Genomic DNA, 26913 nt, shown 5'->3' with positions numbered 1-26913 from the left:
TTTTTAGTCTAATCAAGTAGACATTTGCTTATATTGATCGAAAATAATTATTATTTGATGCCTTTTGAACGTATACTAGTACCTTTTGATACCTCCGAGTTGTCTATCAAAGCCTTGGAAAAAGCTATAGAATTATGTACGGTGAATCATACTCAAATCTTTATACTACATGTAATTAATGAAATTCCTTTACCGATTCATTTTTCAAAAATAGAGTCGAAAAACAATGCAGTGACTATATCTCCACTAGTTAATAAGATCCATAATGAGATAAAGAACGAAATGATTGTGATTCTAGAGGATGTGAAAAATACATATGCTAAACAGTATGTTTCTATTACCACAGAAATTAAAATAGGTGATCCCGCAGAAATAATTATTGACTTTACTAATCAGAATAACATCGATCTCATTGTTATGGGTAGTATTGGACATAAAGGAATTTCAGGAATGTTTAGAAAACTAGGAAGCGTTGCAAGAAAGGTTGCCGAAGAAGTACACTGTGCATTGTTAATAGTAAGATAACTATTGAAAGTTTATTAAAATAATAGAATTTAATTGCTACAGTATAAGAAATAGGCAAATCTATTGAAGTTATTTTCGATCTAATTCATGGTCCAAATCAAGAATAATATACAAATTCGAAGGAAAATTTCAACGTTTTTGTACTTGTTGAGTAGATAAAAAATGAACAAAAGTGGCTTGTGAAATATTTTGAATAAGTTTTTTTTCAATACTCTATTATTCCCTATGAAATGATGAATCTTCGGTCTTGGCATCAATCTTGTGGTTAATATGAAGATGTAATTGATCTTTTTGAGTATTTATAGATTATTACAAACTCCGATAATTTTTTCCTGTTTCCTAAAAAACCACTTGTCATTTCTATCATAATTTTGTTTCAGACATATTGCAAATCCTACATGACCGCAATCATCAGTATTACACTTTATACACCATGGTATAGCATCCCTATAAGCAATAATAACATCATTCAATATACTTTTATCAAACAAAATTACATATTTATTATCAAAATAGTCTTTGACTACTATCAAAGTATCCCCAGAATTCGTGTCTTTTGATATTAACCATTTCATAAATTCCATAGTACCTAAATCAAGCGCAGTCAATGCAGAATTCTTTTCAGATGTCTCGGATTTTCCAGACAAGTCTTTTTTTTATCTTTCCTTTCCAATAGACGTACAGACAAAAAAAGGTATTAAAGATATCTATACCTAATCTCTTAATTTCTTGTTTTAAATTATAGATTGTTTTAATTTTTGAAGGAACTGATATTCTTGTATCAAAAAAAAATTCAGCTTTTTTTTCACGGTTGAGGTACTAGTGAATACAAAGATATACTGCAGCTTCCAAACTAGGGAACTATTGGATGGGATTTCTGATACTCTTAAAATATTCGCCCCATAGTATATGTCCATAATTAACTAGGGAGTTATCTAAATTAAATATAAAAAAGAGGCTGTAAATTTCATCCAAAAGGATGTTATTTTCCTTATAATGGTAGTAAGGGTTGTGGCATATATAACATACACATCCACCTATTATTGTAGTAATAATAGATATTTTGGAGAAATAGATTGAGGGCTTTTACAAAGAGTATCACGATATAGATTTGAGAAATAAACATACTATTTTAGGTAAATCAAGGCAGATACTAACTTTATAGAATCTTGTATATTTCTGTTTTTTCTGTATACTATTCAATTCTATATCCATTAGCTCGTTCTCATGGCAAAAGAAAAAAACAAAAATTAAATAATATTGTAGGATCTGTAGTCAAGGATTTACCTAAATTAATAGATTACAATTCCCATAAATTATTGAAATATTATCTACAACTACAATTCTTAAAAAAATGGTAAAGATACTCAGAGTTAGAAAATTATTATTAAAGTGGTTTGTTTGAACCATCATCTGAATCGGATGGTTGCTGTGTTTGTTGTTGTTGTGACCCCTTGTCATTATCCTGTCGTTTTGCAAGTCTCTCTGTAAATTTCCAGCCGTATTTGATAACATAAGGGGCAATAAATGTTGTTATAATTGTCATAGTTCCTATCATTGGTAAAATAATAGGTGTCGCTGCTCCAACATCAATTCCTCCCTTTGCTACAACTAGTGCTATTTCACCACCAGAAGACGAACATCCTAATGCGGTTCTTGTCGAAGTAAGATTGTTTAGTTTCTGAAGTCTAGATGCAATATACACCGTCACAAATTTTGCACCTATTGAGACACCTATCAATATCAATGCAGGCACTATAAACTGAGGGATTAGAGAAAAATCCATTAATGCACCTACAGATACAAAGAATAATGCTGCAAAAATATCCTTCACAGGATTAGCCAAAACACTAGTTACTGCGTGAGATCGAGACTCTGCAACAAGAACCCCAGCAAAAAATGCACCCGCAGCTACTGATATTCCCAATTGAAATGATATAAACGCAAGTGCAAAAGCCACTCCTACTGCCGCGACTATTAGTACATCATGTTGATTGGTTCTTGCAACAACATCCATTAGTCTTGGAATGATTTTTGATCCTACTACAAGCACTCCTGCTATAAACCCCAAGGTTATTCCTACGGAGATTATAATTTCATTAATAGAAATTTCTCCACTCGCTCCAGTGGATTGGAATATTGCCAATAGTGAAATTATAATAATATCTTCAATGATGGTTGTTCCCAAAATTAAAGTAGCAGATTCATCTTTCATCATGTTGAGTTCTCCCAAAACTCTCATTATAATAACGGTGCTTGTTACTGATATAGCAAGTGCAATAAACAAACTATTGTAAAATCCCAATCCCAATGATTGTGCAACAATAAAACCTATGGCTAAAGTTCCAAACGCTTCGGTGGAGGCTATAACAATTGCTTTTCTTCCAACATCCTTTAGTTTTTGAATAGGAAATTCCAGTCCCACGGTAAAAAGCAATAGTATTACACCCAATTCAGCAAATAGATTGAGAACATCTAGGTTATGGATAAGGCTAAATGGTGGACTATGAGGACCAATTATAATGCCTGCAACAATGAAACCTATAACTACAGGTTGTTTTAGTCTGTAAAAAATCAAAGTCATTACAGAGGCAATTATCATTATAACTGCAAAATCTTGTAGAATCTGTCCGATTGGTGCCTCCACACAAAAAAATGGTATATCACGCTATTTAGATTTTCAAATCAATAAATCAATCAATCTTAAATATTTATTTTTCCAAGGATATGTTATAATAGCGCAATCAAATTAATTTCAGGTTCGTCTTTCCAATAATTCTATTAATATCTGATATCTTAGCTAGGACAATCCTAATCAATCAATCAGTCAATCCAAATTATAAATAAAGGATAAATGTATTATTCAACCAATAATCTAGTTTGAGTTCTACGAAAAATCTGAAAAAAGATCATACAACCATAAGAAGAGTAAGAAATATTGCACAAAAATGTTCAAATAATTTGTATTCAAATAAAGAAGTTCCTTTAGAGCATATTGAAATCATATCTGTAATCATAGAAGAGTTTGTAGATAATTTTCATCACGGCAAAGAAGAAAAAGCTTACTTTCCTGAAACAAAAGAAAAAGATGGTTTTGCAGAAGACGTTCGCAAGTTTTTGATCGAACATGAGTTAGGAAGAAGAATAGCAAACTTGTTAAGAAGAGAAATAAATGTATTAAAAGAAAACCTGCTTGAAGATAACAACATAGTGTTATCAAACGATCCTAATAACAAACTAAAAGAACCAGTAGCGAGATTGTTAAAATCATATACCGTTTTTATAGATGATCACACAGGAAAAGAGGACAAATTCTTTGAATTAATCGAATCAAGTAAATCACTGTCTGTAGATGAGGACAAAAAGGTATTAGAACATTATGAAGTTTGCAAAAACCAGGTGGGTGGAGAAGCAAGGATACAGGGTATGCTCAGACTAATAGACTATTTGGAAGAACAAGATTGGATGAAGTAATTAAATAAGATAGATGGCCATTATGGATGGATATATTCTATATTCTCAAATTATACACCTATTCTTGAAAAAAGAAGTATGTTAGAGTAATCAGAACCATTTTTAATCCTATCCATTTGGATATAAGGTTGAAAAGATTCCATTTACCTTTTGACTGATTATCAGAATATACAATTAAGATATTGTGCTTATTACCTCAAAGAAGACTGGTTTGAGCATACCACTAAATAGTGAAGACGTCTTGTCATGAATCAATTAATGTATGTTGCTATTATGCATAGCCTTAAAGGCGTCAAAGGAATCAAACTCAACTATTGCAATGTAGTTTCTATTTCTGTCTTTTGCAAGCTTTCTTGAATTTAACCCGGGTACCCCCTTAATAACTGATTTGACCAATCGAACCATTTTATAAATTCCTCTTCTTGGCCAGGATATACTGTAGGAAATTTCCCTATTACTATCATCATTTCTTATAGAACCTGTTTATAATACATAGAATATCGTTTTTTGTTCTGTTCCATTGACACACCTGCACCGGAAGGGCGTCAATACAAGCCCCATCCGCTACACATGATTCCCTTTCGACTGTTACCAGGGTTCCAAGAATATTCAGAGGAACATATTCTTCTCCCTTATCTTTGTATGCATCTTTTACTTCCTTATTTGTTGAGGATTCTACATTAGTTCTTCCAAGTCCCCAAACGAAATGATACTGCTCTTTCTAGACATGTTGATGCCTGCCCACAGGCCGGTGGTTTTCTGGAAAGTCTAGATCTATTGGCATATGAACTACTGAATTTAAAAAAAATAAACTTGATGTTTATGTTGCAAACGTATGCAATCATTAACAGAAGTTATATTAAATGAGCTGAATAATATATATACAATTTTTGTTTTCATAAATAATAACAGTAGTCCTGTTTTCACTGTGGTATTATTATTTTCCATATGAACACATGTTCCTATTACAAATTATCAAAATAAATGGATTATGGAATACAATAAAACGTCTTTGATTTGTTGAAGAGTACGATAGTACGTATCGAATCATATCCCATCAGCCGTACATGAATGTTCAGTCAGATTATTTGCTTAATTCAATAAGCCAACTTATTTGCAACATCGTAGTTTCGGTATGTGTAAACAGTTTTGATCAAACAGGTATAATTATTTAGTAATAGACCTATAATAATATTTCTACATAAAGGATTGCATTTTAATCAATTGCCATCAGTTGTACTATCTGATACATATAAAAAGAGAACAAGGATGAGCATCAAATAGTTCTTTGAATAATTATTAGTTTTACATTTTAATAACTATTCAGAGGTTATCTCAATTTTGGCGTCATCTTCAATTATTCTATAAATATGTGGGATTAATCCAATCGATTAATTCTGTTATACTGCGACATAGAATGTTGTACCCAGCAAAACTGCAGTATCGAGATAGATTTCGTTGTTTTGTATACAAACAATTGCTAAAGATTACAGAAATTTGCATTCAATACCGATCTATTATATAACGCCGTTTTATTATTTATTCGATCAGGTTATTGTACATATACAATTTACTTAAGTTGCATAATATAATAATAGCTCTAACGGTTGGTTTGATAGTTGCAAATTCTCTACCATCAACTAGTGCTATTAACGTATTTGCTCAGTCTAACCCAAGGATAGAACAAGAAAACCATCATGTAAAATCCCATGAAATTGAGATGGGAGTGGATGAACTAAGCGGAGATCGAATTGCTTACAATCTCAACAGTTATTTAGTTCGAGATGTTACTAGTAATGAAACCAAGGATATTACTTCCAACTATACTAATGAGACTACTATTCCTGGGCCTACCATCATAGTAAATGAAGGCGATGAGGTAATTATCACACTCGTTAATGAAATGGGATGGGGTTATCCAGGTGTTCACACTCATGGTGCGCACTATAAAATAACTAGTGACGGAACATTAAAGGAATTAAACAAGGTTTCTGATCAGGCCGCTTCTCCTACAAAACCATTTACTGTTGAATGGGATGCTGCAAATGGTACGGCTGGTTCATGGCCTTTTCATGATCATACCATTGGAAGAAATGTTTTAGGAAAAAGCATGGATGGTCTTGAGACAGTAGGGCTTTTTTCAAGTATAATAATAAATCCCTCTGACGGAAAGGTAAATGCTTTGATTAATGGTGTTCCAAAACAGGTAAATGTCAGCGATATCGACAAAGATTATATTTTATTTGTCAATGATGATGTGTTTTGGGGAACTGAAGTAGATTATTCAAAGGGTGGAAAGCATACACAATTGGGAACCAATCCGACATTAACTGCAGCCAATAATAGTATCGTTAGATTCAATATTCAATCGACAGGAAACGAATTTCACAATTTCACAATGGATAATATCGAATGGCTAAGTCCGGGAACAAGCAAGGTTATCAACTCTCATATAATAGGTCCTCTTGCAAATCATGTTTTTACTATTGAAGCCAACAAAAATTCAAGCTACTATGATAATTCGACAATTAACCTTCTCGGAGGTATGAAGGGAGATTTTGTATTATCCGATTCTTTAGATGCACAAGTATTTGAAAATTCAATAAATAAAGAGGTGGTTTGAAATGTCATACAACAACGATAATAACCATACTAGACGGATCAAGAAAATTAATGTTATTTATGCCGTAGTCATTGCAACGCTAATTTTGTCTTCAACAATGACAGCTCCCGGGATAGCACGAGGAATTGAATCATTTATTCCAATGGCTCAGACAAATAACAATGATGGTAAGGTATTTGATACTATATCATCTAAAGTTTCGTCAAATACAACTGATGGAAACATGGTTCTAAATTCAAGTTCTGCTGTACATGACATAGTGATTAAAGAGCAGGTACTACCAGATGGTGAGCCAGCATATAAAATGATTCAACATATAATTAATCAAACTAATGGTACTAAATTAAACATCACAAATAACTATAGTACTATAGCCACCATTCCTGGACCGGCTATAGTGATAAGCGAGGGTGACAAGGTCCATATAACAATCAACCATCTAGATGGAAATACAACCCAAGAAGATTTTGTTGCATCTAATCCAGGAACATACGTATATCAAGATGACGAATTAGGTGATAGAGGACTATATGGAGTAGTTATTGTTAATCCTAAGGATAGGATGACAGAGGCCCTTGTAGATGGAAAAATAACAACCATACCTCTCGATGAATTGGATAAAGAAGTCCTATTGTTTATGGTAGGGTCAACCTTTTGGGGGATGGAAGTAGATAGGAACGGTACGCAAACTCCCCTGTGGACAAATCCAGTACCTGTAGCAGAAGAGAATCAAAAGATCCGTTTCCACATTGTTGGAATAGGCCCGTCATCAAACCCCAATGGTCACTCTCATACATTCCATTTACATGCTCACAGATGGGTCGATCCGGGTACAAGTAATATCATTGATGTAAAAGAAATCCATCCAGGTAAGACCCATGTATTTGTCATAGATGCAGGTGATGGTGTGGGTCCTGGCGACTGGCAATACCATTGTCATGTGTTCTCTCATATGGAAGCAGGCATGATGTCTACCTTTAAGGTACTTTCTGCCAACGCATCCTCACAAGTAAAGACAATGATGATAGAAGACAAGCCGACCCAAAAAAGTATTCCTGGCGCATCACCCTACAAAAACTTTGCATCCTTTTCAATTAGTGATGAACCAGGTAAATGGTTTACAAATCTCAAAGGCGACATATCAAACACAGGTAGCGAATCACTAGCGATAATAAACAAGTCTGGAACAGTTAACTTTATGATGGATAGTACACATGGCGTTCACACCGTAACTAGCATAATATATCCTAAGAACGCTAGCCACATGCCATTTAGTCAAATGATGGCATACAAGGGAGGAGCAATAGTAAACCTTGACGAGCCTGGATTATACGTATTTGCATGCAGTCTTCATCCTTTCATGCTTGCTGCAGTCATTGTTGATGATCCGGATACAGAGGGACTGGACTTGGGCGAAGAACTTACTTTGATAAACGGAGTTACGATTCATACAAATAGTGATTTGGCCTTAAAGTTGTTAAGGACATTCTTTATTGCAACTTCTCCACCAAACTGGCAGGATTATACAAATATCTCCCAACCATGGCACGTTTCATATCCTGATGTAGATGCTAGAGTAACAAACGGGACTGTCGTTAATGTCAAAGATGTATTAGAAAAGACATATGGTCAAAACATTACTTTGACTCCTTTGTCAAATCCAACGGTTCCTGCAGTGGGAGAAATATGGATTGATACACAGTTTGAAAAAACTGCTGGCAAGACTAAACCGGGAACTGCTACGGCCATTAACGGTACCACTTGGAACGTAAGTAAGAAAGTTGCTTTGCCTGAAATCAATATGAATAATCCTCACAACATGTGGACTGACAAAAATCAAGAACTCATTTACCAAACTCAGTGGTTTGATAACAGAACAACCATATTTGACCGCACAACTGGTGAGCTTGTAAAGGACATACAAGTTGGAGATGACCCATCTCATGTAATGACTGGAACTACAACTGACAAACTGTATATAGCGTTAAACGGTGAAGATGGAGTAACTGTGGTGTCACCGAATCCTGAATTTAATCTTGAAAAGTTTATCTTGTTACAATCTCCATCAGCACCCTCAACTCATCCACACGGTCATTGGATGAGTTCAGATGACAGATACATGGTAACTCCAGATGCGCTTACTGGAACTACAACCATATATGATATGACGCAAGATAAAATAATCGGAAAAGTAAAGACGGGCGTATCTCCTGTTGCAGTTGGAATGATGCCGGATGGTAGTAAATCATACGTTGCAGACTTTTTTGACAGTACTATGAGTGTCATAAATACTACCAACGCTACGCTAATAAAGAAAATTAACCTCCTCGCCAATTACGATCCAATAACAGGTAATACAACTGGGCCGGTTGGTTTTCTTCCAATACAGACACCTGTAAGTCCAGATGGTCAATATATGGTAACAGCAAATACCGGCGGAACAATAACAATACTGGATACCGACACTGATCAGGTAGTAAAAGAATTACCATGTGATGCCGGATGTCACGGAGTTAATTTCGGTGCAAAGAAAGGGGGCGGATACTATGCATACGTTTCAAGTACCTTCTCAAATGAGGCTATAGTAGTAGATGGGGATCCAAACAATGATGGAAATCCAGTAGATGCATCGATTGCTGGAAAGGTATCACTTGTTGCTTCAAAGGATACAATAACTGATGACAAAATAACAGATTTAGAGGGAACAGGAGGGCAAGGAGTACTAGCGATTCCTAATATTTATGATGGCTGGGTGCAAAACCTGCCAAACTATTGGAAAAGCAGCTTAACCGAGAAACAACAAAATCCTCTGACAATCAATCCATGATCAGAACAGACAATCTCTACACAATATCCTTCTTTTTTTTAAAGCATCATTTCATTATGCTAATTAATGGTTTTTTGAATCTAAAGTGTCGATATTATCTTTTTTTACGATAATTTGGTCGGCTGTAGCAAAAACATAACGTTAATCATAGTTTTTTAATTTATTTATAGTCTGCAACCTCGTTGTTGTAGAAACTAAGAGTGGAAAAATAGGTTGCAGAGTCTCTAAATTAAAAATCATACTAATACAAATAGTCATACAATTGAAAAACATTGTTAGGTAAAAAAGCAATATACCCCCATAAATTAGACAAGTATATTGAACTATACCGCCTATGACACAATTGTCAAAAAATTCAATAAAATCTCATGGAGCTTTATTGCAGTTTACTTATATCTTTGAAATCAGAATGTCAGCATACTCCAAATCTAATGAGAAAGAAGGAATTAACGCGGCAATAATCATATTATAAAAAAATCATTGGATTGTATATATGTATTCTCAATCAAATTACTTCTATAGCTTCTCTAGGATAACCCTTGGTCAACAAAAATTCAGTTACCTTTGATCTATGATCTCCTTGCAATACGATCATCCCATTTTTTGCGGTTCCACCTGTACCTATGGATTTTTTTAATTCATGAGCAATTGATTCCATTTTTTCTTGATCGGTAAACCCCTTGATGTTTGTTACTCGTTTACCTCGTTTAATTACATATAGTTGAACAATTATTTTAATCTCATCTTCATCGAGTTTTTTTAGTAAATCGTCAAAAGAATTCTCGTCTGCGACTGCAAATGGTTCTATTCTATTTTTTTTAGAACTTACCGGTTTCTCTTTTTTTATCTCTGATATACTGATTACTAATTAGTGATGATATTTATTTTTTGTTATCAATTATATGTTAAATATTCAAATAAATGACAATCGAATTTTAGGCTGATGCGATCCTAGATGCGCTACGGATCCTCGTTCTAATTGAAATTTCCAATCCAACACTTCAAATAGTAATTACTTCTGAATATTGTAATCAATTATCAATCATAATTGCGATTCCGGGTCATGAAAAGATTGAATGATATTTATATTGATGATTATTTATATGATTGTCCCAAATACCCTGTAAACCCATATGTTTGAAAAAATCAGTAATAAAATATCAAACTTGTACTGCAATTACAACATAATTTCCTTTTTGCATACTAAGTAAGTTTGCCATTTTTGCTTTGATACCATATTTCTTATCTCTCATTTTTAGAATATCGCTTTTCTCCTGCGAGTCAACAAAATGTGCAGTGCCAGTCATCCACTTCCCCTTTGGATGGCCTCTATAATTGCATGGAGCCACTCTCACAACATTATTATTCTTAAGGCGTTTCACTTTTCCGGTCTTTTCCTTAGTTACTACAAAAATATCATTATCATTTAAGATGAACCAAACTGGTGTAACTACTGGTTGATTGTTTTTTCTATAAGTTTCAAGATTCAAATAGGATTCATTTTCAAATTGTTGGGTATTTGTAGACATGATATTTTTGACTGTCTGCTAGTTATAAAGAATGTCGTTGGCAGATCCGTTGAATGAATAGTAGGTATTATGATATGTAAAGAGAATAGAAAGAGTAAAAACTGAATATTAAATAATTAGATCAAAGATATACATAATCTAAATATCTAAACAATTAAAATACAATATTTAATTGCAGAACATGAGATACACCATTACCGAACAAAGAGGAGGCACCAGTATAATCAAAATTAATAGGCCAGAGGTTCATAATGCGATTAATTTCGATTTGGTTACAGAATTAAAGCGAGAGATTGGTTTATGTGAAACCAACGAGAAAATTGGTGCCGTAATCTTAACAGGAGAAGGATTAAACTCTTTCAGTGCTGGTGGAGATTTAAACAACGTTATTAAGATGTCTCCTAATGAAGCAATACAATATGCAAATCATGTTCATGAACTATTAAACCTAATTGAAGGGCTAGCCAAGCCTGTACTCGCTGCGATTAATGGTTTTGCATTAGGCGGGGGATGTCAGATAGCACTAGCCTGTGATTTGAGAATTGCATCCAGTAATGCAAAAATAGGGCAACCGGAGGTTAAGATAGGAATTTCACCTGGGTGGGGAGGTACGCAGAGATTATCAAGAATAGTAGGCATCTCAAAAGCCAAAGAACTGATATATACCGGAAAAATAATAGACGCCGACGAAGCATATAGAATAAAACTCATCAATAAGATAGTCAGATTAAACGATGATGAAAAACAACAGGATAACCCGATAACCAAAAACTCTATTTTATTAAAAGAAAAACTATTACGTGAATGCGTTTCCATCGCAGACTCTATTAATAATGGTCATCCCATAGTGACGAAAACCTGCAAAGTCCTTATAAACAAGGCAAGAGATGCAGACAGCGATACAGGTTTACTCCTCGAGTATCTTGCCTTCAGATACTGTTTGAACGATCTAATAAAAAAACGACAAAATCTAAGGGAAAAATAACTATCATACATAACTCCGAGTTTAGGACTAACATAATTTCCATTCTAAAGAATTGTTGTTTTTGAACCATTTTATTGATTTGCTAACTCAATTATTACAATTAGGTCTTTTTTGTTAACCAGTGAATTTTAAAAAGGAGAATTAATGACCATTAATCAGGATTTAGTGAGTTTTGAGTGAGTGATATCTTATCTACTTAAAACCGTTTATGATCCAATATAGTCCGGAAAATATACATTCGGATTTTTCCGTTAACATATATACTTATTTTTGTCGAAATTAATATAGATTCATGCCCTCGTTTAATTTTTTTAAGAAAAAAGACAAAGATATTTCAAAATTAAGTAATAAAAAGAGTGGTGCTGCAAATTCAACAATACCGATAGTTCAAGCCCAAGACAATAAAATTACTATTGAGGACGCTGTAAAAGAGTTAGAAAAGAGTGAAGGAAGGATAACTAAGAATCTCTTGATTAATTTGGAAAAAACATTTGAGGAGACGAATCTAGCCTTTCAACACATTAATATTATTGCAGAGGATTTAGACGCTGAAGTCATTAATACCGAAGAAGAAAAACTGATGCCCTTAGTGCAGAATACAAAAAATACCATTGTAAGGGCATTAAAACGCGAATCTTCCAACATCTTACCCATTCCCAAGACTTTTGAAGAGTTCATCAAATTCAGGGAATCAGTGGAGGCGTCAATAAACAGATTCGGCGAAGTTACAAGCTCGCATAGCAGAATCGTTAATACCTTTATGAAAAAACATGCAAATAGTTTAAGGGGAGAATTAAAAAGAATAAGTGACAGTTCTGAAATATTAAACGACGAATATGATCAGATAACCGAGGAAAGAAACATGATAGAACAGTGTAGATCTAACCTCTTAAGCATGCATTCCAAAATAGATGAAATTGATAAGGCTGCTACCACAATTAAAAATCTTGATCAAAAGATAAGACAGCTTAAGGAAGTAAAAGATAGGAGAGAAAAGGAAATTAATTCAATAAAATCCTCTTCAGACTATGGTAAATGTTTAAAATACCTACAAGAAAAGGAGGAAATTGATAAGGAGAGAAAGAAATCTATTAATGAACTCTACGAAATTTCCAACCGTTTGACAAAAGCGGCAAATAAATATTCTTATGGACTATCTAGAGGAACGGTAGAAAAAATAGATACAATTGTAAATAAACCTTCAGAAATAGTTTCCAAGCCAGATATGTCAGAATACATAACACTACTAAAAGATATCAAAGAATCTGTAAGGAGTAATAAAATTGTATTAAAAGATGCTAAAAAGGTATTACAATATTTTGACATGCTAATAGACGAATTACCAAAATTTAAAGCTGAGATCAAAGAGTTAGATTCAAGAGTAGATCGATTAAAGGACAAAGACAAAATAGCAGTCCTCGACGAATTAAGGAGAAAAGAAGATGAGAGAAAAGAAGATGAGAGGATCATCATGTTAGAAAATCAAACTAAAGATGAGATTGCTAAGCAAAAAAAAGAACTTGATGAACAAATGATATTGACAACCAGAGATATCGAAGAGCAAATCCATAAACTATGCAGAAAGAAATATGAAATAATTATACCTTCATAATAAAGGATACCCATTCAATTCGACTAAACTGTACAAGATTTTAGTAAATTACTTAATTGATACAATGCTATGAATACAATGAGTAACATTTAGCATGAATATCGCGCATTTTAAGGGATCACCACAGGTAAGTAATAAGAGAATAGAATTTTGATATCGGTTTTATTGTTTTGCAAATCTTTCTATGAGATCCTTATGTTGAGGATACTGGAGTATCAATTTATCCTTGTTACCCAATTCAAAATCTTCAAAATCAAATCCAGGAGAAACAGTACAGCCCATCAGTGCAAATGACATTTTGTTGTTTACTTCGGCACAAAACCAAGTATCCTTTTTTACTACGTAATGGATATTTTCATCGTTTTCAAGATTATTGCCAAGTTTAATTCGTGGACTAATATGGTCTTCAATAATTAAATGAATGGTAACAGGACTACCCAAATAAAAATGCCAAATTTCATCACTCTTGACTCTATGTATAGCGGAGTATTGATTTCCAACCAACAAATAATATATTAAAGTTGAAGCTGGACGTATTTTTTCAGGATGAGTGGTCTCTTCAGAAATCTCATGTCCGTGTTTCTTGTTATGAAATCCATTATTCGATATATTATCAGGGGAACGATATGATTCTTTAAAATATCCACCTTCAGAGATATGTTTCTCTAATTCCAATTTCTTAATAATAAACTCTGCATCAATCATCATCAAGAACTTAATTCTATAAATATTAAGAATTACTCCTGATAAGTGGTATTGCCTTCAGCTATCTCCATGATATGGTTGCTGGTAATGAAAAAGGATCACCATTTCATATTATCATTGATGAGATAAATTCAGGTTTGATTTGTCCAATATTGTCCATCCCAATAATTTGAGCGGGTTCTTTAGTGATTTTTGAGATACAGTCGGATTTTAAAAGCCCAAATCGTAACAAGTGTCTTAATGTATAGAATGGGTTTCTTCGCAAGATTAAAGGCTGATCACTCATTAATGCAAATTTTATCCATCAATCTATCAGAGGCTTCACGTTTATCCAAGTTTCATTTTTTAACTCAACTTTGTATTGGAACTATCCAAAGAACCATGTTCAGGAACCCCACTTTCAATAGAATCTCTAAAAGACAAATCATCCATGTAAATGTGATACAATGAGTTGATTAGAGGTAAAACCACATTGCTATGTTCATTTGTTTCATATTCACAAGCCGGTTCTCCTGATCTTACCATTCCTATATGGGCTATAGGCATCATTTATAGCCAAAGTTACAAATACATCCCAGGCAATTAATTCATAGGAATAGTCCGGTTTGGGTTTTCCTTTTCCAATATAGTCATCCAACATAGTCCTTTCAAATGTTGGATACTATTTGTTAATCCTCTATGTTTAATATTGCAACATCATGGATACCTTGTGGTATCGATAATTCTATTGCAGTTTTATTACCGGTGTTTTTCAAGTTTGTGGCCTGGTAAGGTGATCCGTCCATCATGATAGAGACTGGATTATTTTGCATGGGCATTAATTCTACAGATAGTGACCCAGGATAAGGATAGATATTGTTTATTGCAAAATCAAACTGTTTACTGCTATCATTATAATTCATCGAATCGATTTGAACTAGTGCTGAAAATTTATATCCTAATATTTTTGTAGCAGATATATTGACAATTTTAAATTCATCAATTTTCATATCATCGATGTCACCTCCAACACAACTATAAAAATAAACTCTGTCCTTTATAGCAGGATCTGGTGTAAATGAAAACTGTACTTTTTCATAGGGTTTTAAAACAGGTATAAAGGTCCTTACAGAGTCTATTTGTGTGCTATTTTTGTCATTTACAATAGCAAACAAGGTGATGTTATTGAGTGGTATAGGACTGGTGTTGGTTATATTGCCGAATAATTCCTTATTTTTACCTTGAGGGATTACGGGATAGTCCAATTTGATAGTATTTAATTTAGTGGTAGGCAAACTAACGTTTTCGCTCTCAAGAATAAATGGCTCAGCTCTTGTTGCTAGAGGAAAAATAGTAGAATTTAATTTGAATTTGAAAGGAAACGGTTCATTATTTTCAGACAATATTGAATTATAGGGTTTTTCGGCAATGATTTCATGACTGCCGGTAATATTGTTATATGCCAAGATACCTACGGTAACATTTTGTGGGTAAATCTGATAATCAGACTTTGCAACGGAACCAATAATTACGATGTTATTATCTCCATCAAGATAAGATGAATAATTTTTGATATAAGCCCTGGGATTATCGGTTATATTGAGTTCCAGGGGGTCTACGGCATAGGACATATTAAAAGAGACTAGTAAAAGTATTACACATACAAGAATGCTAGTCACAGAGTAGGCGACAAAAATGTGATTGTAGGTTTTTGGCAATCACAAGATTGTTGTTAAATTTCGCATATAAGTTTTATTATCAGGAAAGTGTTCTACTTAAACCAAGTGTTAGATATAAAATGTAATAGTCATCTCAAAAAATATTAGAAAATATTTTTAAGATTTACCTAACAACCTACTGTTTTTTTGACAAACAAACATCTAATGTTAACTATTTAATCAAAACCGTTCAAAAAATAGTTTTATGTTGGAAAATGTTTTCATAGATGAACGTGAACAATAATATATTTAGTAAGATTTTGATCCCCGTAGATGGTTCTATAAATTCCATGAAGGCCATTGATTACGCCGTGGACCTAGCGGATAAATATAAAAGTGAGCTATTAGCGTTGCATGTCTTGTATTCACAATCAGGCTTTGCTTTTCATAAGGAAACAGTAGCGGGAGCCATTACATCAAGTTCTTTAAATGATTTGAATCTTGAAGCAAAGCAAGAAGCAGAAAAATGGTTTGAAGAAATAAACAAGAAAGCCGAGGGAAGAAATGTACAAATTAGAACTGAAGTTGTGTTTACCGTAATATCAATAGTAGAAGGTATCCTAACATATGCTGAGAAGGAAAATATCAATTTAATAATTATTGGATCCAAAGGCAAATCCGGTTGGAAAAAACTAATAGTAGGAAGCGTAGCCTCCGGAATTTCTACCTATGCTCATTGTCCTATCCTAATAGTAAAATAAAATCATCATCAAATAAATATCAAAGAGGAATTTTGAATGCATTATTAGAAATCAACGAGTGAAATCTATCAAGAATTTACTGCTTCAAGGTTGATGATATATTTAAAATATGATCGCAGATGCAAGGATCATTGATACCATGGCAGTAGTAAGAAAACCGAACATAATGTAAGGAATAAATTTATTCAATTTCAACCCTTTGTGCAACTTTGATGCCACTGAATTGGGCTTTGATCCAGATAAAACATGATAATAAACTACTAGGGATAGAGAACCGCCAAATAGAATGATGATACCCTTTGTTGTATGAATCAAATCCTCAAATTGGAAATTTGAATTAAAGCCAAATAGGACAAATCCGCTTGTAATAGAAACTGTAGAGGCAAATATCACAAGTTTACGAATGTGCGGCAAGATGATAGATAAGTTACCCCTTCCGTTTAGAGGTCTAATAATAACAACTACAATTAGGGTAACACTCCACCATAAAATTGATGAAACCGAATGAATACCTTGAAATAGTATACTGTATTCGCCAATCAAGACAACACAAACTATCTTTTTTTAATACAAATTTCTAAATGTTTCTAATGCAATCGATAATAAAATAGTTGTAGAAATCCTTATATAATTTACAGTGTTCTGCCTTGAAAAAATAGTTAAACATCATGATAAATATCACTTATTTTTATTAATATTCTAGTTTTTTGAATTATGGTTGTTTCTAACATTTGGATGATTATGAACAAGATTATCAACCACAGTGGATAGAAGGTGTCACAATAAACTTGGATAATTTATTTTTCTCCTAGACCTCATCATAAAAATATGTAAATCAAGACAAATGTTAGACGGAGCTTGTTTTAATGCGGAATATTCTTGTATATGTATGACGATGGAAAAAGCAAAAGGAAATAGCAAATAAGATATCAACTGTAGATACTAGTCTTCCTTCTGAAATTTATGGTTGACTAATGAATCAATTTTTTATTATCTGTTTGCCATTAAAGGTATTATTCAAGTATGTACTAAAACGAATTATATCTTCAGGAGACAATTTTACAAGTTTATTTTTTCCAAATCCATTATGATCAAAATCGTCAAATTCACTGTTATAATTCTTTTTAAAATAATTGACTATAAAGGAGATGGTCTTTTTCCTAAATGATAACAAGAATTGAATGTCCTTAATGAGTTTATTTGTTAAGGGTGATGTTCTTGGGCATATCTCGATTAAGACCGAATCAACTTTTGGGATTGGTGAAAACGACGTACGAGGAACATCGAATAACTTTTTGATTGAGAACCTATATTGAGACAATATAGAAATAGCCCTATAATTCTTCTCTCCAGGCTTTGAGAGAAGTTTTTCAACAAATTCACGTTGTAATAGGATTATTCCCCTTTTAAAATTTTTTTGGCACAACCATGTTACTGCGTTTCGGCTCTCATAGTAAGGTAGACTAGAGAAAAAAACATCAAAGGGAATAGTCAGATTTTCATTAAAACCATCCAGTTGCAATAATGCTAAATTCGCATGTTTCAAATTTCTCTTACAATGCGAGTACAGAGTAGAATCCAATTCGAATGAATGTACAAATTTTGAAATTTTGCATAGCTCTGCAGTAAGGATGCCCTTTCCAGTTCCAACTTCGTATATCACATCTTCTCTATTGATTTTAGATTCCTGAATTATTTTTCTCATCATAGTATGATCTACGAGAAAATTTTGTCCTAAAATAGTAGGTTTTTTCAATGTGAGTTGAGAAATTTTGTGACCTAACTTTTTTGAATAGATTGCCGTGAAAATTCTGGAATAAAAATTACCCCTATTTTCTTACAAAGATATTCATTCGGGTTTCGCCAGAAATTTCATCGTATATTCTTTTTGCAATCAATTTTGTTACATCTCGTAATCCTGTCCTATTTTGTAGATCTGAAAATGATTCGAATTTTCGCTTATCTCTTTCATCCAGTATCGACTTCATGTATGTTTTTCCTATTCCAGGGATAAGCTCAAGGGAATGAACCCGTGGTGTCATTGGTTGAGCGGAATTGAAATAATCTATAAATCGTTTTTCATTTACATTGACTATTTTTTCAATTACAATTGGTAATTCATTTTTTGCGGATTGAGAAATGTGAGTATAATCAAGTCTGCCCAATACACTAATAATCTTCTCACGCCCATCTTTACCGATATACACACGTTCACCAATGCTAAATTTTTCGTTACTAATTCCCAATAATTCCAATAATGTTAAATGCTCTTCACCTATTGCGTGAATAATTACTCCCTCCCTCATTCTCACTATAGAAGATTTTCCATTTTGAATATAATCTAAAATGTAAGCATACTCTTCGAATTTTCGTGGAGAAAAAGTATCACCATGTCTGCTATAATTATCTCTGTTTGAATTATACCTTGACAAAATATGTTTTACCTTTACAAATATATAAGAAATGACTTTTTATTTAACTTTCAACTTGTGATTGAAGTTGTTCGTCCCCATTATTCTCACTCTTAGAGAGTAAAATGGATTTAATCTTTTCAAGTTTTTCTGTAACTATTAATTTTTTCCACCCAAATGTAAAAGCCCTCAATTCTTCTATGGACCGCGGCATTACGTTTACCAATTCTACAGACTCTTCAGTGGTCAAATCACCTTCAGCCATAAGCCTATCGACCATTTCTTTAGCTGGCTCGTAATCAACCTTTGAAAACTTCTTAGAGTAATCAAATGTCCAACGTTGAATTTGATCCATCTCATCCACAGGAATAGATTCTAATATTTTTTTCACTTCAGACAAAGTGACGATCTCTCTTTTTATTACTTCAGGCAAATCAAGCACACACTTTATAATTAGTTAGACAACTATTGGTCGAATGTGATTAAGTTTTGTTTGCAAGTACTTTGGCTTACTTCCGAACACTACAACGACTTTAACTATGCGTCTGCCAACATGCTCGATTATTCCAACTTTGCCCTGAAAACGTCTATGAGGCATAGTATTATGCTCGCTTGGGTCTATATCAATTACAACTTTATCACCTGGTTTATATTCTATGAGCAAATATGATATACCGGTAATTTTGTTAGATTTTGTTAATATCGATCGGGATTTCCTTCTAGTTCCGTGTGATGAGGGCATAACATCATTTCATAAATACCCTAATAAAAATTATTTACAATCAAAATACAATATCTCTACTTGTACTTCATTTCTTTATAGGATCAGAAATTCCAGATTCTCCTATTGAAAACAAAATTTCACTCTCAGGATGATTTGGCGAATCGACAATTCTAGCGATCCGATTTCTGTCGGCCTTTCTCAGAAAAATCCGGTATGTACTAGAATGCGCGAAGATATTTCCGCCAGCAGCTTTAAAGGCATTCCCGGCAAAACCCGATTCTGGTGAGGACTGAACCTGATTGGTTAATAAGACGGCGATTTGGTGAGTTTGAGCGATCCTCATAATAGTATGAACTAACTTATTCAAACGCTGTTGACGGATTGATAGGGTAGATAGCCCCAGAAATTCAGAACGGTATAAAGAGATCGCAGAATCAAATATCATTAACTTTATGTCTTGAGACTCAATTATTCTGCTTGACTCAGATAATATCAGTTCCTGATGCGAACTACTGTATGCCTTTGCAACCACAATGTTATCAAGGATTTTATTTGGGTTTAGAGCACGGGCTCTTGAAATGGCATCAATTCTTTCGGGTCTAAAAGTATTTTCAGTATCAATAAATAGTGCTCCGCCTTCTAGCCCGCCTTCCGAATGATTGAGTTGTACCATTACGCAAGCAGTATGACATAACTGCGTTTTCCCCGTTCCGAATTCCCCGTAAACTTCGGTAATAGCATTAGTTTCAATTCCACCCCCAAGAAGTTTGTCAAAGTTCTCAGAACCCGTAGAAATCCTTCCTATTTTTTTTCGTTTATGATACAAGGCGGTAGCGGGAGTAAAGCGCTTTTCCATTATTCCAAACTCCTCAAGAAATGTAATAGATTGATTATAAATGAAGGTAGAATCATCGATACTGATTCCAGCCCTGGTAGAAATTTCAAACGGTCCCTCTATAACCAGATCTTTTATGGACAGATAGCCTGATTCTTTTAATAACTTTATCATATCATCGGGTAAATTAGGTAATAAATCTAAAGAAAAAGGATTTTTATTCGATTTAGTATTAAAGAACGGACTAGAATCTGGACTAAAATTCAAATATACATTATTTTATCTAATCCAATATTTCAATAATGCTAATAATTCGGACTAAACAATGTTAAAGGCAAATTAGAAAAATATGGAATGGGACTAATCTAACGAAAAAGAATGCCATAATTTTAGTTTATTACCTGAAGCATGATGTAGTCATGGGTTTAATAAATAAACTATATTAAATCTAATTGAAGACGATCTTTAATAAACGTGATTGTTGACTTAAACCTGAAAGGCAGAAATATCTTGGTGATAGGGGCTGGCATGGAGGGCGCCAAGAGGATAATATCGTTGTCTAAACACGATTGCAAAATAATAGTAATAAGCGAAACTGTCAATGAATCGCTTTATGAAATAGAGGGAAAAAATAATCCAATCATTATAATAAGAAGAAAAATTGAGGATCCAAGTATCATAGATGAGTTTAATGATATTTTTGTAGTTTTTGCATCAACTAATGATCCATTTTTGAACAAAAAAATTATAGAGAGGGCAAAGGAGAAAGGACTACTATCTTATAGCATTGATGATGCCTCAGCAAGTGATTTCTTTTTCACTTCGATAATAAATGTTGATGAAATAATTCAGATAGCAATTTCCACGTCGGGGAAAAGCCCCTTAATGAGCAAAATCATTAGAGACAGAATTGAAAATGCTATAAAAAATATAATAGGGAAAAAAGATACAGATAATATTAAAATTCAAGAATTTGCCAGAGAACATGTAAGAGACTACATCGAGAATCAACATGAAAGAAGGAAGTTTTTGTACAGCATAGTAGACGATCGAGAGATTCAAGAATTAATAGCAAAAAATAACATAGATAAGGCCAAAGAAAGAATTATTAATACATTAGATAAATGGGAGGATAATAAAAGCAGATGACGCTATATCTAGGAGTACAATCATCACAATTTGTCAATATAAGAGTCACATTTAAAAACTCCCCTATTCACATATTAGAAAAATTTGCTTTTAAAGATATTTTTGATGCTCATCAACACCTGTTGAATTTGGCTGATTTGCAAGAATGTATTATTTTGCAGACATGTAATCGTGTTGAAATTTATGGTGTAGGAATAAATCCTGATTATGAGAATTTAATTACCGCATGGTCTTATTTAATTAATTTACCAGCAGATCAAGTGAAAAATAATGTAATAATAAACGATGGGGAAGAAGCTTTAAAACATCTAGTGAAATTAACATCTGGGCTTGATTCGTTAGTAGTAGGCGAGGATCAAATTTTGGGTCAGGTCAAAAGATCCCTAGAGTTTTCAAGAAAAAACGGATTTGCAGGTCCGAATCTAAACATACTTTTTGACAAGACGATAAAAATAGGAAGCAGAGTTAGAACTTTAACAGGTATTAACAAAGGAAGCACATCAGTTGGGTCTATGGCAGTAAATTTAGCGTATGAATATTTTGATGACATCAAAGAAAAAGAGATTCTCCTCATTGGCTCTGGAGAGGGAGCTAGTTTAATCGCGAAAGCTCTGAAACAAAGAAATATGAAATTTTTTGTTACAAGCAGAACTTTTGAAAGAGCACGATCATTTGCAGATACTGTAGCTGGTTCCCCCATACCTTTTGAAACGGCTTTGGAAAAAATCAATGACAATATAGATATTGTATTCATCTCAACGGTTGCTCCATATTATTTACTAACATATGAGAGAATTGCCAATATGATGAAAAACAGAAACAAGGGATTAATGATTTTTGATTTATCAAATCCCAGAACTGTAGAAGACAAGATTGCTACTCTAAATAATATCAAATTGGTAAATATCGATCAAATTTCAGAAATTGTAGAAAAGAATGTTGGAAGAAGGAAAAAAGAAATTCAATCAGCAGAAAAGATAATAAATGATGAACTGATAGCAATCAAGGAAATTTTAAAAAGAAAGAGTTCTGAACCAGCTATAATAACCATATTCAAGAATGCAGATTCTATAAGAAACAAAGAATTCAAAAAGGCCTTATCACTAATTGGTAATAGAGTTAGTAATGATGATATTAAGATTCTTGAACAGTTTTCATATGCACTGGTAGAAGGGATATTATCTACACCTATGAATAATCTACGAAAGGAATTTGCAAATAATAAAAATGAAAATGAATTAATAAATTTGGCTTTAAAGTTATTTAATTATGAAAAACCGTAACGTAGATAAATCAAGGAACATAGACAAGAACCAAAGTATAGATAGCGATTTTAGAGATAACACAACTTTCATCTCAGATAAACATTCTAGTTATGAACTCTTTCCGAAAATGCGATTAAGGAGATTAAGAAAAACTGCTGCTATAAGAGAACTCTTCCAAGAGATACGTTTATCTCCAAAAGACTTTGTTATGCCTATATTTGTTCAAGAAGGGATAAACAAAAATCTGGAAATAGAATCAATGCCAGGAATATTTAGATATTCTCCAGATAAAATTTTAGAAGAAATTGACCAGATTTCAACCCTTGGAATTAAGGGAATAATACTCTTTGGGATCCCACTAAAAAAAGACTCTAATGGAAAAAATTCATTCAATGACAAAGGCATTGTTCAAGAAACCATCAAATCCATTAAGAAAAACTTTGGAGAAAAATTAGCTATAATTACGGATGTATGTCTATGTCAGTATACCTCACATGGCCATTGTGGAATTTTCCATGGAAATGAGATTGATAACGACAAATCTTTGGATATACTGACAAAGACTGCTTTAAGCCATGCGATCGCCGGTGCTGACATAGTTGCACCCTCAGCCATGATGGATGGCCAGGTAAAAACCATAAGAGATATTCTTGATGATAATGAATTTAAAGATACACTAATAATGGGATATTCTGCTAAACAGGCATCATCTTTTTTTTCGCCATTTAGAGACGCAGCACACTCAAAACCTGAATTTGGAAATAGACTATCATATCAAATGAGCTATCATAATTCAAGAGAGGCGAGTAGAGAAATCAAATCAGATGTAGAAGAAGGCGCCGATGTTCTAATGATAAAACCGGCGATACCCAATTTAGATCTAATTTATGCTGCAAAGCAAAATACTCTTCATCCAATTGCAGCATATAGTGTATCTGGAGAATATTCCATGATAAAAGCAGCTACATTGAATAATTGGATGGATGAAAATCTTGCTGTTACGGAATCTCTGACGGCTATCAAAAGAGCAGGTGCAAATATTATAATATCTTATTATGCAAAAAAAATGGCAGAAATTTTAAGAAATAGTTAAAGAATGAAAGTTTAGTTTGGTTTGGTATAGAATAGTCAAACATTAGGTAATCAAGTATAATGCTATAGAAAATTATAAAAAAATTAAGGTATTGGAGAGAACACGTGAATGTCTGTATCTCTCCCATCGGCCACGTATACATCTCCTTGGGAATCCAATGCAATTCCGACCGGATCCTCAACCATCTCATGTAATGCACCTATATTTCCAAATTGAGTGATATACGTGCCATTATTGCTAAAAACTTGGATTCTGTTATTATCACTATCTGTCACGTAAACATTGTTAGCAGGATCTATTGCTAAATCGATAGGTTTTTTAAATTGACCATTGCCTGATCCGAAGGTTCCGAATTTCATCAAGTAATTTCCATCCTGATCGAATTTTTGTACCCTGTTGTTACTAGAATCAGTTACAAAAATATTATTATTTGAATCCACGGCTACATCCGCAGGGTTATTAAATTGACCATTACCATTACCCGGAGTCCCAAAACTAGTCAAGAAATTTCCATTCTGATCGAATTTCTGTACATTACTATTTTCTCCGATGTCTGTGGCATAAATATTATCTTCTTTGTCCACGCCGAGACCACCTGGATTAATAAATAATCCAGGACCAAGACCAAATGATCCCATAGATCGAATAAATGTGCCATTGGAAGTAAATTCTTTTATTGCATACGTGGGATTTCCATAGTCAGCTATGTAAACAGAATCATTGGAATTTATTGCAATGCCTGCAGGATTAGTAAAGTACTGTGGTCCATTGCCAAAAGTACCAAAGCCAAGTATAAATGTGCCATTAGGAGTAAACTTTTGGATCATTTTGGTTGTATAGCCGGCAAAATCTGATACATATACATTATCTTCAGAGTCAACACCGATACCAGAAACCTGGTTAAATTGACCTTGAGCAACACCTTTCTCCCCCCACATAGTTTTATGTGCAAATTCGAGGGCATATGCAGAGAATTGGCTTGCCGTTAATAACATCACACCAATCACAAGTGGGCTTAAAATAGCAAATGGAATAAGCTTCATCTCGTAATATCAATGATCCATTATTTAAATAGTTTTTTAAAGTCCAAAAATAAAGAGAAGAAAAATCCAGTTATTTAATGATCCAGTGTATTATTACCGGGTCCATTTTGTAGAGGAGAATTCTGAATGGACCTGTCAAATTCAGGGCTCGCTACTATTCCAAATATTGTATGTGATTCACCAAAATGATGATCCACACTTTCAGGATCAAGCCATATTGATATTATACTCTTATTTGACGATGTAATGGAAGTAGGAATGTCAAGTGCCGGACCTTTGGCAAGGCTAACACTGGAAGTCCCATTGTAGACTGTAGAATTAGTATCAGATTGCGATGAATTTAATAAAGTAAAATCAGTTACAGTATGGGTATGTCTACCAGTACCATCAGGTCGAATCATTTCGATTGCTGCATTAAATGAACTACTGTTTGTATCAGAGGAGGTATCAGTAGCGTTAGGTAAGCTCGCTCTCCATACTCCTGCAAGTACCCAATCAATTGTACCGTTATTATCCTGTGTTAACCCAGTAATAGGTCCAAAAACATAAGTATTGTCAAGAAAATCAATAGGCAATGCCAAAGTGGTAGTTGCAAGCAAGCCTAAAGAAGAAAAACCACTTATCAACAAAACTACAAGGATTAATGTTACATAATTTTGCATTAACTATTATGGACATTTGCCTTTATTATCTTTTATGAATTTCTTATTAAAGATAAATTAAGAAGTGATTAAAGTATTTTGAAGGATCTGTCCATAAAGAGATAGTCCAGCAGTTGACAGGTTTTCCTACCTAGCCACTTTCGGTGATCTGAATTTTCTAAAAAATAATTATTAATTCAAAGTTTTTTACAACCTATTAATTTCTGTCTATTTAAGAATACGCATATAAATGATTAGACATATAAGTGTATGACTTTTTATAATAGGTATGAGTTTTTTACAGCATTTAACTTTTATGCTTGCTGTAATACTCGCGACTATATTCATTATCTCATTAGTTTTTAACCAAACAATGACCTATTACAAGATTCTAGAAAAAGCGAGAAAATTTGGAAAAAAAACCAAAATCAGGAAACAAGCAGCTAGTTTTTAAAATCATGCTGGCGATTATTTAGGATACATTTTTAATCATCCTCTAACGTGCCAAATACTAAGATTTAGAATTCGGATGTTTCAATAAACCAGATCGTGATTAAATCACACTGAAGGTCAAAATATCGGGACCGCTGCAATAGATAAAATCATTACAGAAGGAATGTCAGCCTTTTAGTTGAGCATTCCTAGAATTTGCTAAAAGATTGTCACTAAACAATGATATTCTAATAAAGTTACAAATATTATGTGAGTTGGGTTTCTGGAATAATTATTACTATAATTGGTGTAATATTTTATTCGATTTCAAGCATGCTGCCTCCTTGTGCAAATACCATAGCGAAGATAGTAGGGTTTATTCTAGCAATAGTTGGAACAGTATTAATAATATTGGCAGCAGCAAGATAGAGTTTCTTCATAGTGTCCCTTAAATCACATTTTTTCTACTTTTTTGACCAAGCAGATCAAAATCTAGTATTTATAAATTGTCCCTTTCTTGTTGTTGATGAAGAAGGTATGTATATAGCATAGATGTCTACTTAGTCCTTGTCTTATACATATGACTCCAAACAAATGAAAATCCAAGAAAAAACAAAATTGTTTCGATCACTTGATTAGTAG

Annotated in this window: 27 protein-coding genes; 10 read left to right on the top strand and 17 right to left on the bottom strand. The window is 33.4% G+C overall.

Annotated elements, in window-relative coordinates; translation table 11 throughout:
- The first annotated feature begins 57 nt into the window (after positions 1 to 57).
- Positions 58 to 525, top strand: coding sequence for a universal stress protein (locus AAGU22_RS01710; RefSeq protein WP_458720523.1), 468 nt, complete (start codon positions 58 to 60; stop codon positions 523 to 525).
- A 299-nt stretch (positions 526 to 824) separates the two neighbouring features.
- Here AAGU22_RS01710 and AAGU22_RS01705 read toward each other — a convergent pair whose 3' ends face one another.
- Both AAGU22_RS01705 and AAGU22_RS01700 read right to left on the bottom strand, forming a co-directional pair.
- Positions 825 to 1172, bottom strand: coding sequence for a hypothetical protein (locus AAGU22_RS01705; protein ID WP_458720522.1), 348 nt, complete (start codon positions 1170 to 1172; stop codon positions 825 to 827).
- A 740-nt stretch (positions 1173 to 1912) separates the two neighbouring features.
- A complete protein-coding gene (locus tag AAGU22_RS01700) occupies positions 1913 to 3172 on the bottom strand; it encodes a cation:proton antiporter domain-containing protein (protein ID WP_458720521.1) in 1260 nt (419 codons plus the stop codon).
- Positions 3173 to 3405: 233 nt separating this feature from the next.
- Between AAGU22_RS01700 and AAGU22_RS01695 the strand changes: the two genes are divergently transcribed.
- Positions 3406 to 3999, top strand: a complete 594-nt coding sequence (locus tag AAGU22_RS01695; protein ID WP_458720520.1) for a hemerythrin domain-containing protein — start codon at positions 3406 to 3408, stop codon at positions 3997 to 3999.
- Positions 4000 to 4254: 255 nt separating this feature from the next.
- Here AAGU22_RS01695 and AAGU22_RS01690 read toward each other — a convergent pair whose 3' ends face one another.
- Positions 4255 to 4404, bottom strand: coding sequence for a hypothetical protein (locus AAGU22_RS01690; RefSeq protein ID WP_458720519.1), 150 nt, complete (start codon positions 4402 to 4404; stop codon positions 4255 to 4257).
- Positions 4405 to 5611: 1207 nt separating this feature from the next.
- On the opposite strand from AAGU22_RS01690, the gene AAGU22_RS01685 reads away from it, so the two are divergent.
- Positions 5612 to 6622 carry a multicopper oxidase domain-containing protein gene (locus tag AAGU22_RS01685; protein WP_458720518.1) on the top strand — a complete coding sequence of 337 codons (1011 nt, stop codon included), beginning with the start codon at positions 5612 to 5614 and terminating at the stop codon, positions 6620 to 6622.
- Between the two features lies 1 nt (position 6623).
- Positions 6624 to 9449 carry a multicopper oxidase domain-containing protein gene (locus tag AAGU22_RS01680; RefSeq protein ID WP_458720517.1) on the top strand — a complete coding sequence of 942 codons (2826 nt, stop codon included), beginning with the start codon at positions 6624 to 6626 and terminating at the stop codon, positions 9447 to 9449.
- A 505-nt stretch (positions 9450 to 9954) separates the two neighbouring features.
- On the opposite strand, the gene AAGU22_RS01675 is transcribed toward AAGU22_RS01680, so the two are convergent.
- Entirely contained in the window at positions 9955 to 10179 is a 225-nt protein-coding gene (locus AAGU22_RS01675; RefSeq protein WP_458721722.1) for a translation initiation factor, read from the bottom strand.
- A 430-nt stretch (positions 10180 to 10609) separates the two neighbouring features.
- Positions 10610 to 10978, bottom strand: a complete 369-nt coding sequence (locus AAGU22_RS01670) for a PPOX class F420-dependent oxidoreductase (RefSeq protein WP_458720516.1) — start codon at positions 10976 to 10978, stop codon at positions 10610 to 10612.
- A 181-nt stretch (positions 10979 to 11159) separates the two neighbouring features.
- Here AAGU22_RS01670 and AAGU22_RS01665 point away from each other — a divergent pair, with 181 nt between their 5' ends.
- Positions 11160 to 11963 carry an enoyl-CoA hydratase/isomerase family protein gene (locus tag AAGU22_RS01665; RefSeq protein ID WP_458720515.1) on the top strand — a complete coding sequence of 268 codons (804 nt, stop codon included), beginning with the start codon at positions 11160 to 11162 and terminating at the stop codon, positions 11961 to 11963.
- A 292-nt stretch (positions 11964 to 12255) separates the two neighbouring features.
- A complete protein-coding gene (locus AAGU22_RS01660) occupies positions 12256 to 13575 on the top strand; it encodes a coiled-coil domain-containing protein (RefSeq protein WP_458720514.1) in 1320 nt (439 codons plus the stop codon).
- A gap of 162 nt (positions 13576 to 13737) precedes the next feature.
- On the opposite strand, the gene AAGU22_RS01655 is transcribed toward AAGU22_RS01660, so the two are convergent.
- From AAGU22_RS01655 to AAGU22_RS01645, 3 genes are all read right to left on the bottom strand, one after another.
- The gene (locus tag AAGU22_RS01655) at positions 13738 to 14280 is read right to left on the bottom strand and encodes a cupin domain-containing protein (RefSeq protein ID WP_458720513.1); all 543 of its coding nucleotides are present in this window, start codon (positions 14278 to 14280) and stop codon (positions 13738 to 13740) included.
- A 345-nt stretch (positions 14281 to 14625) separates the two neighbouring features.
- Positions 14626 to 14805, bottom strand: a complete 180-nt coding sequence (locus tag AAGU22_RS01650; RefSeq protein ID WP_458720512.1) for a hypothetical protein — start codon at positions 14803 to 14805, stop codon at positions 14626 to 14628.
- A 143-nt stretch (positions 14806 to 14948) separates the two neighbouring features.
- Positions 14949 to 15938, bottom strand: a complete 990-nt coding sequence (locus tag AAGU22_RS01645) for a hypothetical protein (RefSeq protein ID WP_458720511.1) — start codon at positions 15936 to 15938, stop codon at positions 14949 to 14951.
- A 272-nt stretch (positions 15939 to 16210) separates the two neighbouring features.
- On the opposite strand from AAGU22_RS01645, the gene AAGU22_RS01640 reads away from it, so the two are divergent.
- Positions 16211 to 16678 (top strand): universal stress protein, encoded by a 468-nt coding sequence (locus AAGU22_RS01640; protein WP_458720510.1) that lies wholly within the window; start codon positions 16211 to 16213, stop codon positions 16676 to 16678.
- 102 nt (positions 16679 to 16780) lie between these two features.
- On the opposite strand, the gene AAGU22_RS01635 is transcribed toward AAGU22_RS01640, so the two are convergent.
- The 6 genes from AAGU22_RS01635 to radA all read right to left on the bottom strand — a co-directional run bounded on the left by AAGU22_RS01635 (position 16781) and on the right by radA (position 20915).
- Positions 16781 to 17221 (bottom strand): hypothetical protein, encoded by a 441-nt coding sequence (locus AAGU22_RS01635; RefSeq protein ID WP_458720509.1) that lies wholly within the window; start codon positions 17219 to 17221, stop codon positions 16781 to 16783.
- 436 nt (positions 17222 to 17657) lie between these two features.
- On the bottom strand, positions 17658 to 18434 hold the full coding sequence (locus AAGU22_RS01630) for a ribosomal RNA small subunit methyltransferase A (RefSeq protein ID WP_458720508.1): 777 nt from the start codon (positions 18432 to 18434) through the stop codon (positions 17658 to 17660).
- 73 nt (positions 18435 to 18507) lie between these two features.
- Positions 18508 to 19110, bottom strand: coding sequence for a DUF655 domain-containing protein (locus AAGU22_RS01625; RefSeq protein ID WP_458720507.1), 603 nt, complete (start codon positions 19108 to 19110; stop codon positions 18508 to 18510).
- A 43-nt stretch (positions 19111 to 19153) separates the two neighbouring features.
- A complete protein-coding gene (locus tag AAGU22_RS01620; protein WP_458720506.1) occupies positions 19154 to 19531 on the bottom strand; it encodes an RNA polymerase Rpb4 in 378 nt (125 codons plus the stop codon).
- Positions 19532 to 19546: 15 nt separating this feature from the next.
- On the bottom strand, positions 19547 to 19831 hold the full coding sequence (locus AAGU22_RS01615; RefSeq protein ID WP_458720505.1) for a 50S ribosomal protein L21: 285 nt from the start codon (positions 19829 to 19831) through the stop codon (positions 19547 to 19549).
- A gap of 67 nt (positions 19832 to 19898) precedes the next feature.
- A complete protein-coding gene (gene radA / locus AAGU22_RS01610; protein ID WP_458720504.1) occupies positions 19899 to 20915 on the bottom strand; it encodes a DNA repair and recombination protein RadA in 1017 nt (338 codons plus the stop codon).
- A gap of 207 nt (positions 20916 to 21122) precedes the next feature.
- On the opposite strand from radA, the gene AAGU22_RS01605 reads away from it, so the two are divergent.
- The 3 genes from AAGU22_RS01605 to hemB all read left to right on the top strand — a co-directional run bounded on the left by AAGU22_RS01605 (position 21123) and on the right by hemB (position 24155).
- Positions 21123 to 21797 carry a precorrin-2 dehydrogenase/sirohydrochlorin ferrochelatase family protein gene (locus AAGU22_RS01605; RefSeq protein ID WP_458720503.1) on the top strand — a complete coding sequence of 225 codons (675 nt, stop codon included), beginning with the start codon at positions 21123 to 21125 and terminating at the stop codon, positions 21795 to 21797.
- Positions 21794 to 23080: a glutamyl-tRNA reductase gene (gene hemA / locus AAGU22_RS01600; RefSeq protein WP_458720502.1), complete on the top strand. Its 1287-nt coding sequence runs from the start codon at positions 21794 to 21796 to the stop codon at positions 23078 to 23080. The genes AAGU22_RS01605 and hemA overlap by 4 nt, the downstream gene beginning before the upstream one ends.
- 109 nt (positions 23081 to 23189) lie before the next feature.
- Positions 23190 to 24155, top strand: a complete 966-nt coding sequence (gene hemB, locus AAGU22_RS01595; RefSeq protein ID WP_458721721.1) for a porphobilinogen synthase — start codon at positions 23190 to 23192, stop codon at positions 24153 to 24155.
- Between the two features lie 83 nt (positions 24156 to 24238).
- Here hemB and AAGU22_RS01590 read toward each other — a convergent pair whose 3' ends face one another.
- The 3 genes from AAGU22_RS01590 to AAGU22_RS01580 form a co-directional block, all read right to left on the bottom strand.
- On the bottom strand, positions 24239 to 25198 hold the full coding sequence (locus AAGU22_RS01590) for a 6-bladed beta-propeller (protein ID WP_458720501.1): 960 nt from the start codon (positions 25196 to 25198) through the stop codon (positions 24239 to 24241).
- Positions 25199 to 25272: 74 nt separating this feature from the next.
- Positions 25273 to 25860, bottom strand: coding sequence for a hypothetical protein (locus AAGU22_RS01585; protein ID WP_458720500.1), 588 nt, complete (start codon positions 25858 to 25860; stop codon positions 25273 to 25275).
- A 728-nt stretch (positions 25861 to 26588) separates the two neighbouring features.
- Positions 26589 to 26711: a hypothetical protein gene (locus tag AAGU22_RS01580; RefSeq protein WP_458720499.1), complete on the bottom strand. Its 123-nt coding sequence runs from the start codon at positions 26709 to 26711 to the stop codon at positions 26589 to 26591.
- Between the last annotated feature and the right edge of the window lie 202 nt (positions 26712 to 26913).

This window comes from Candidatus Nitrosocosmicus sp. R (assembly GCF_054408505.1).
The sequence above is the reverse complement of the archived record's forward strand: the minus strand, read 5'-3'. Positions and strand labels throughout refer to the sequence as shown.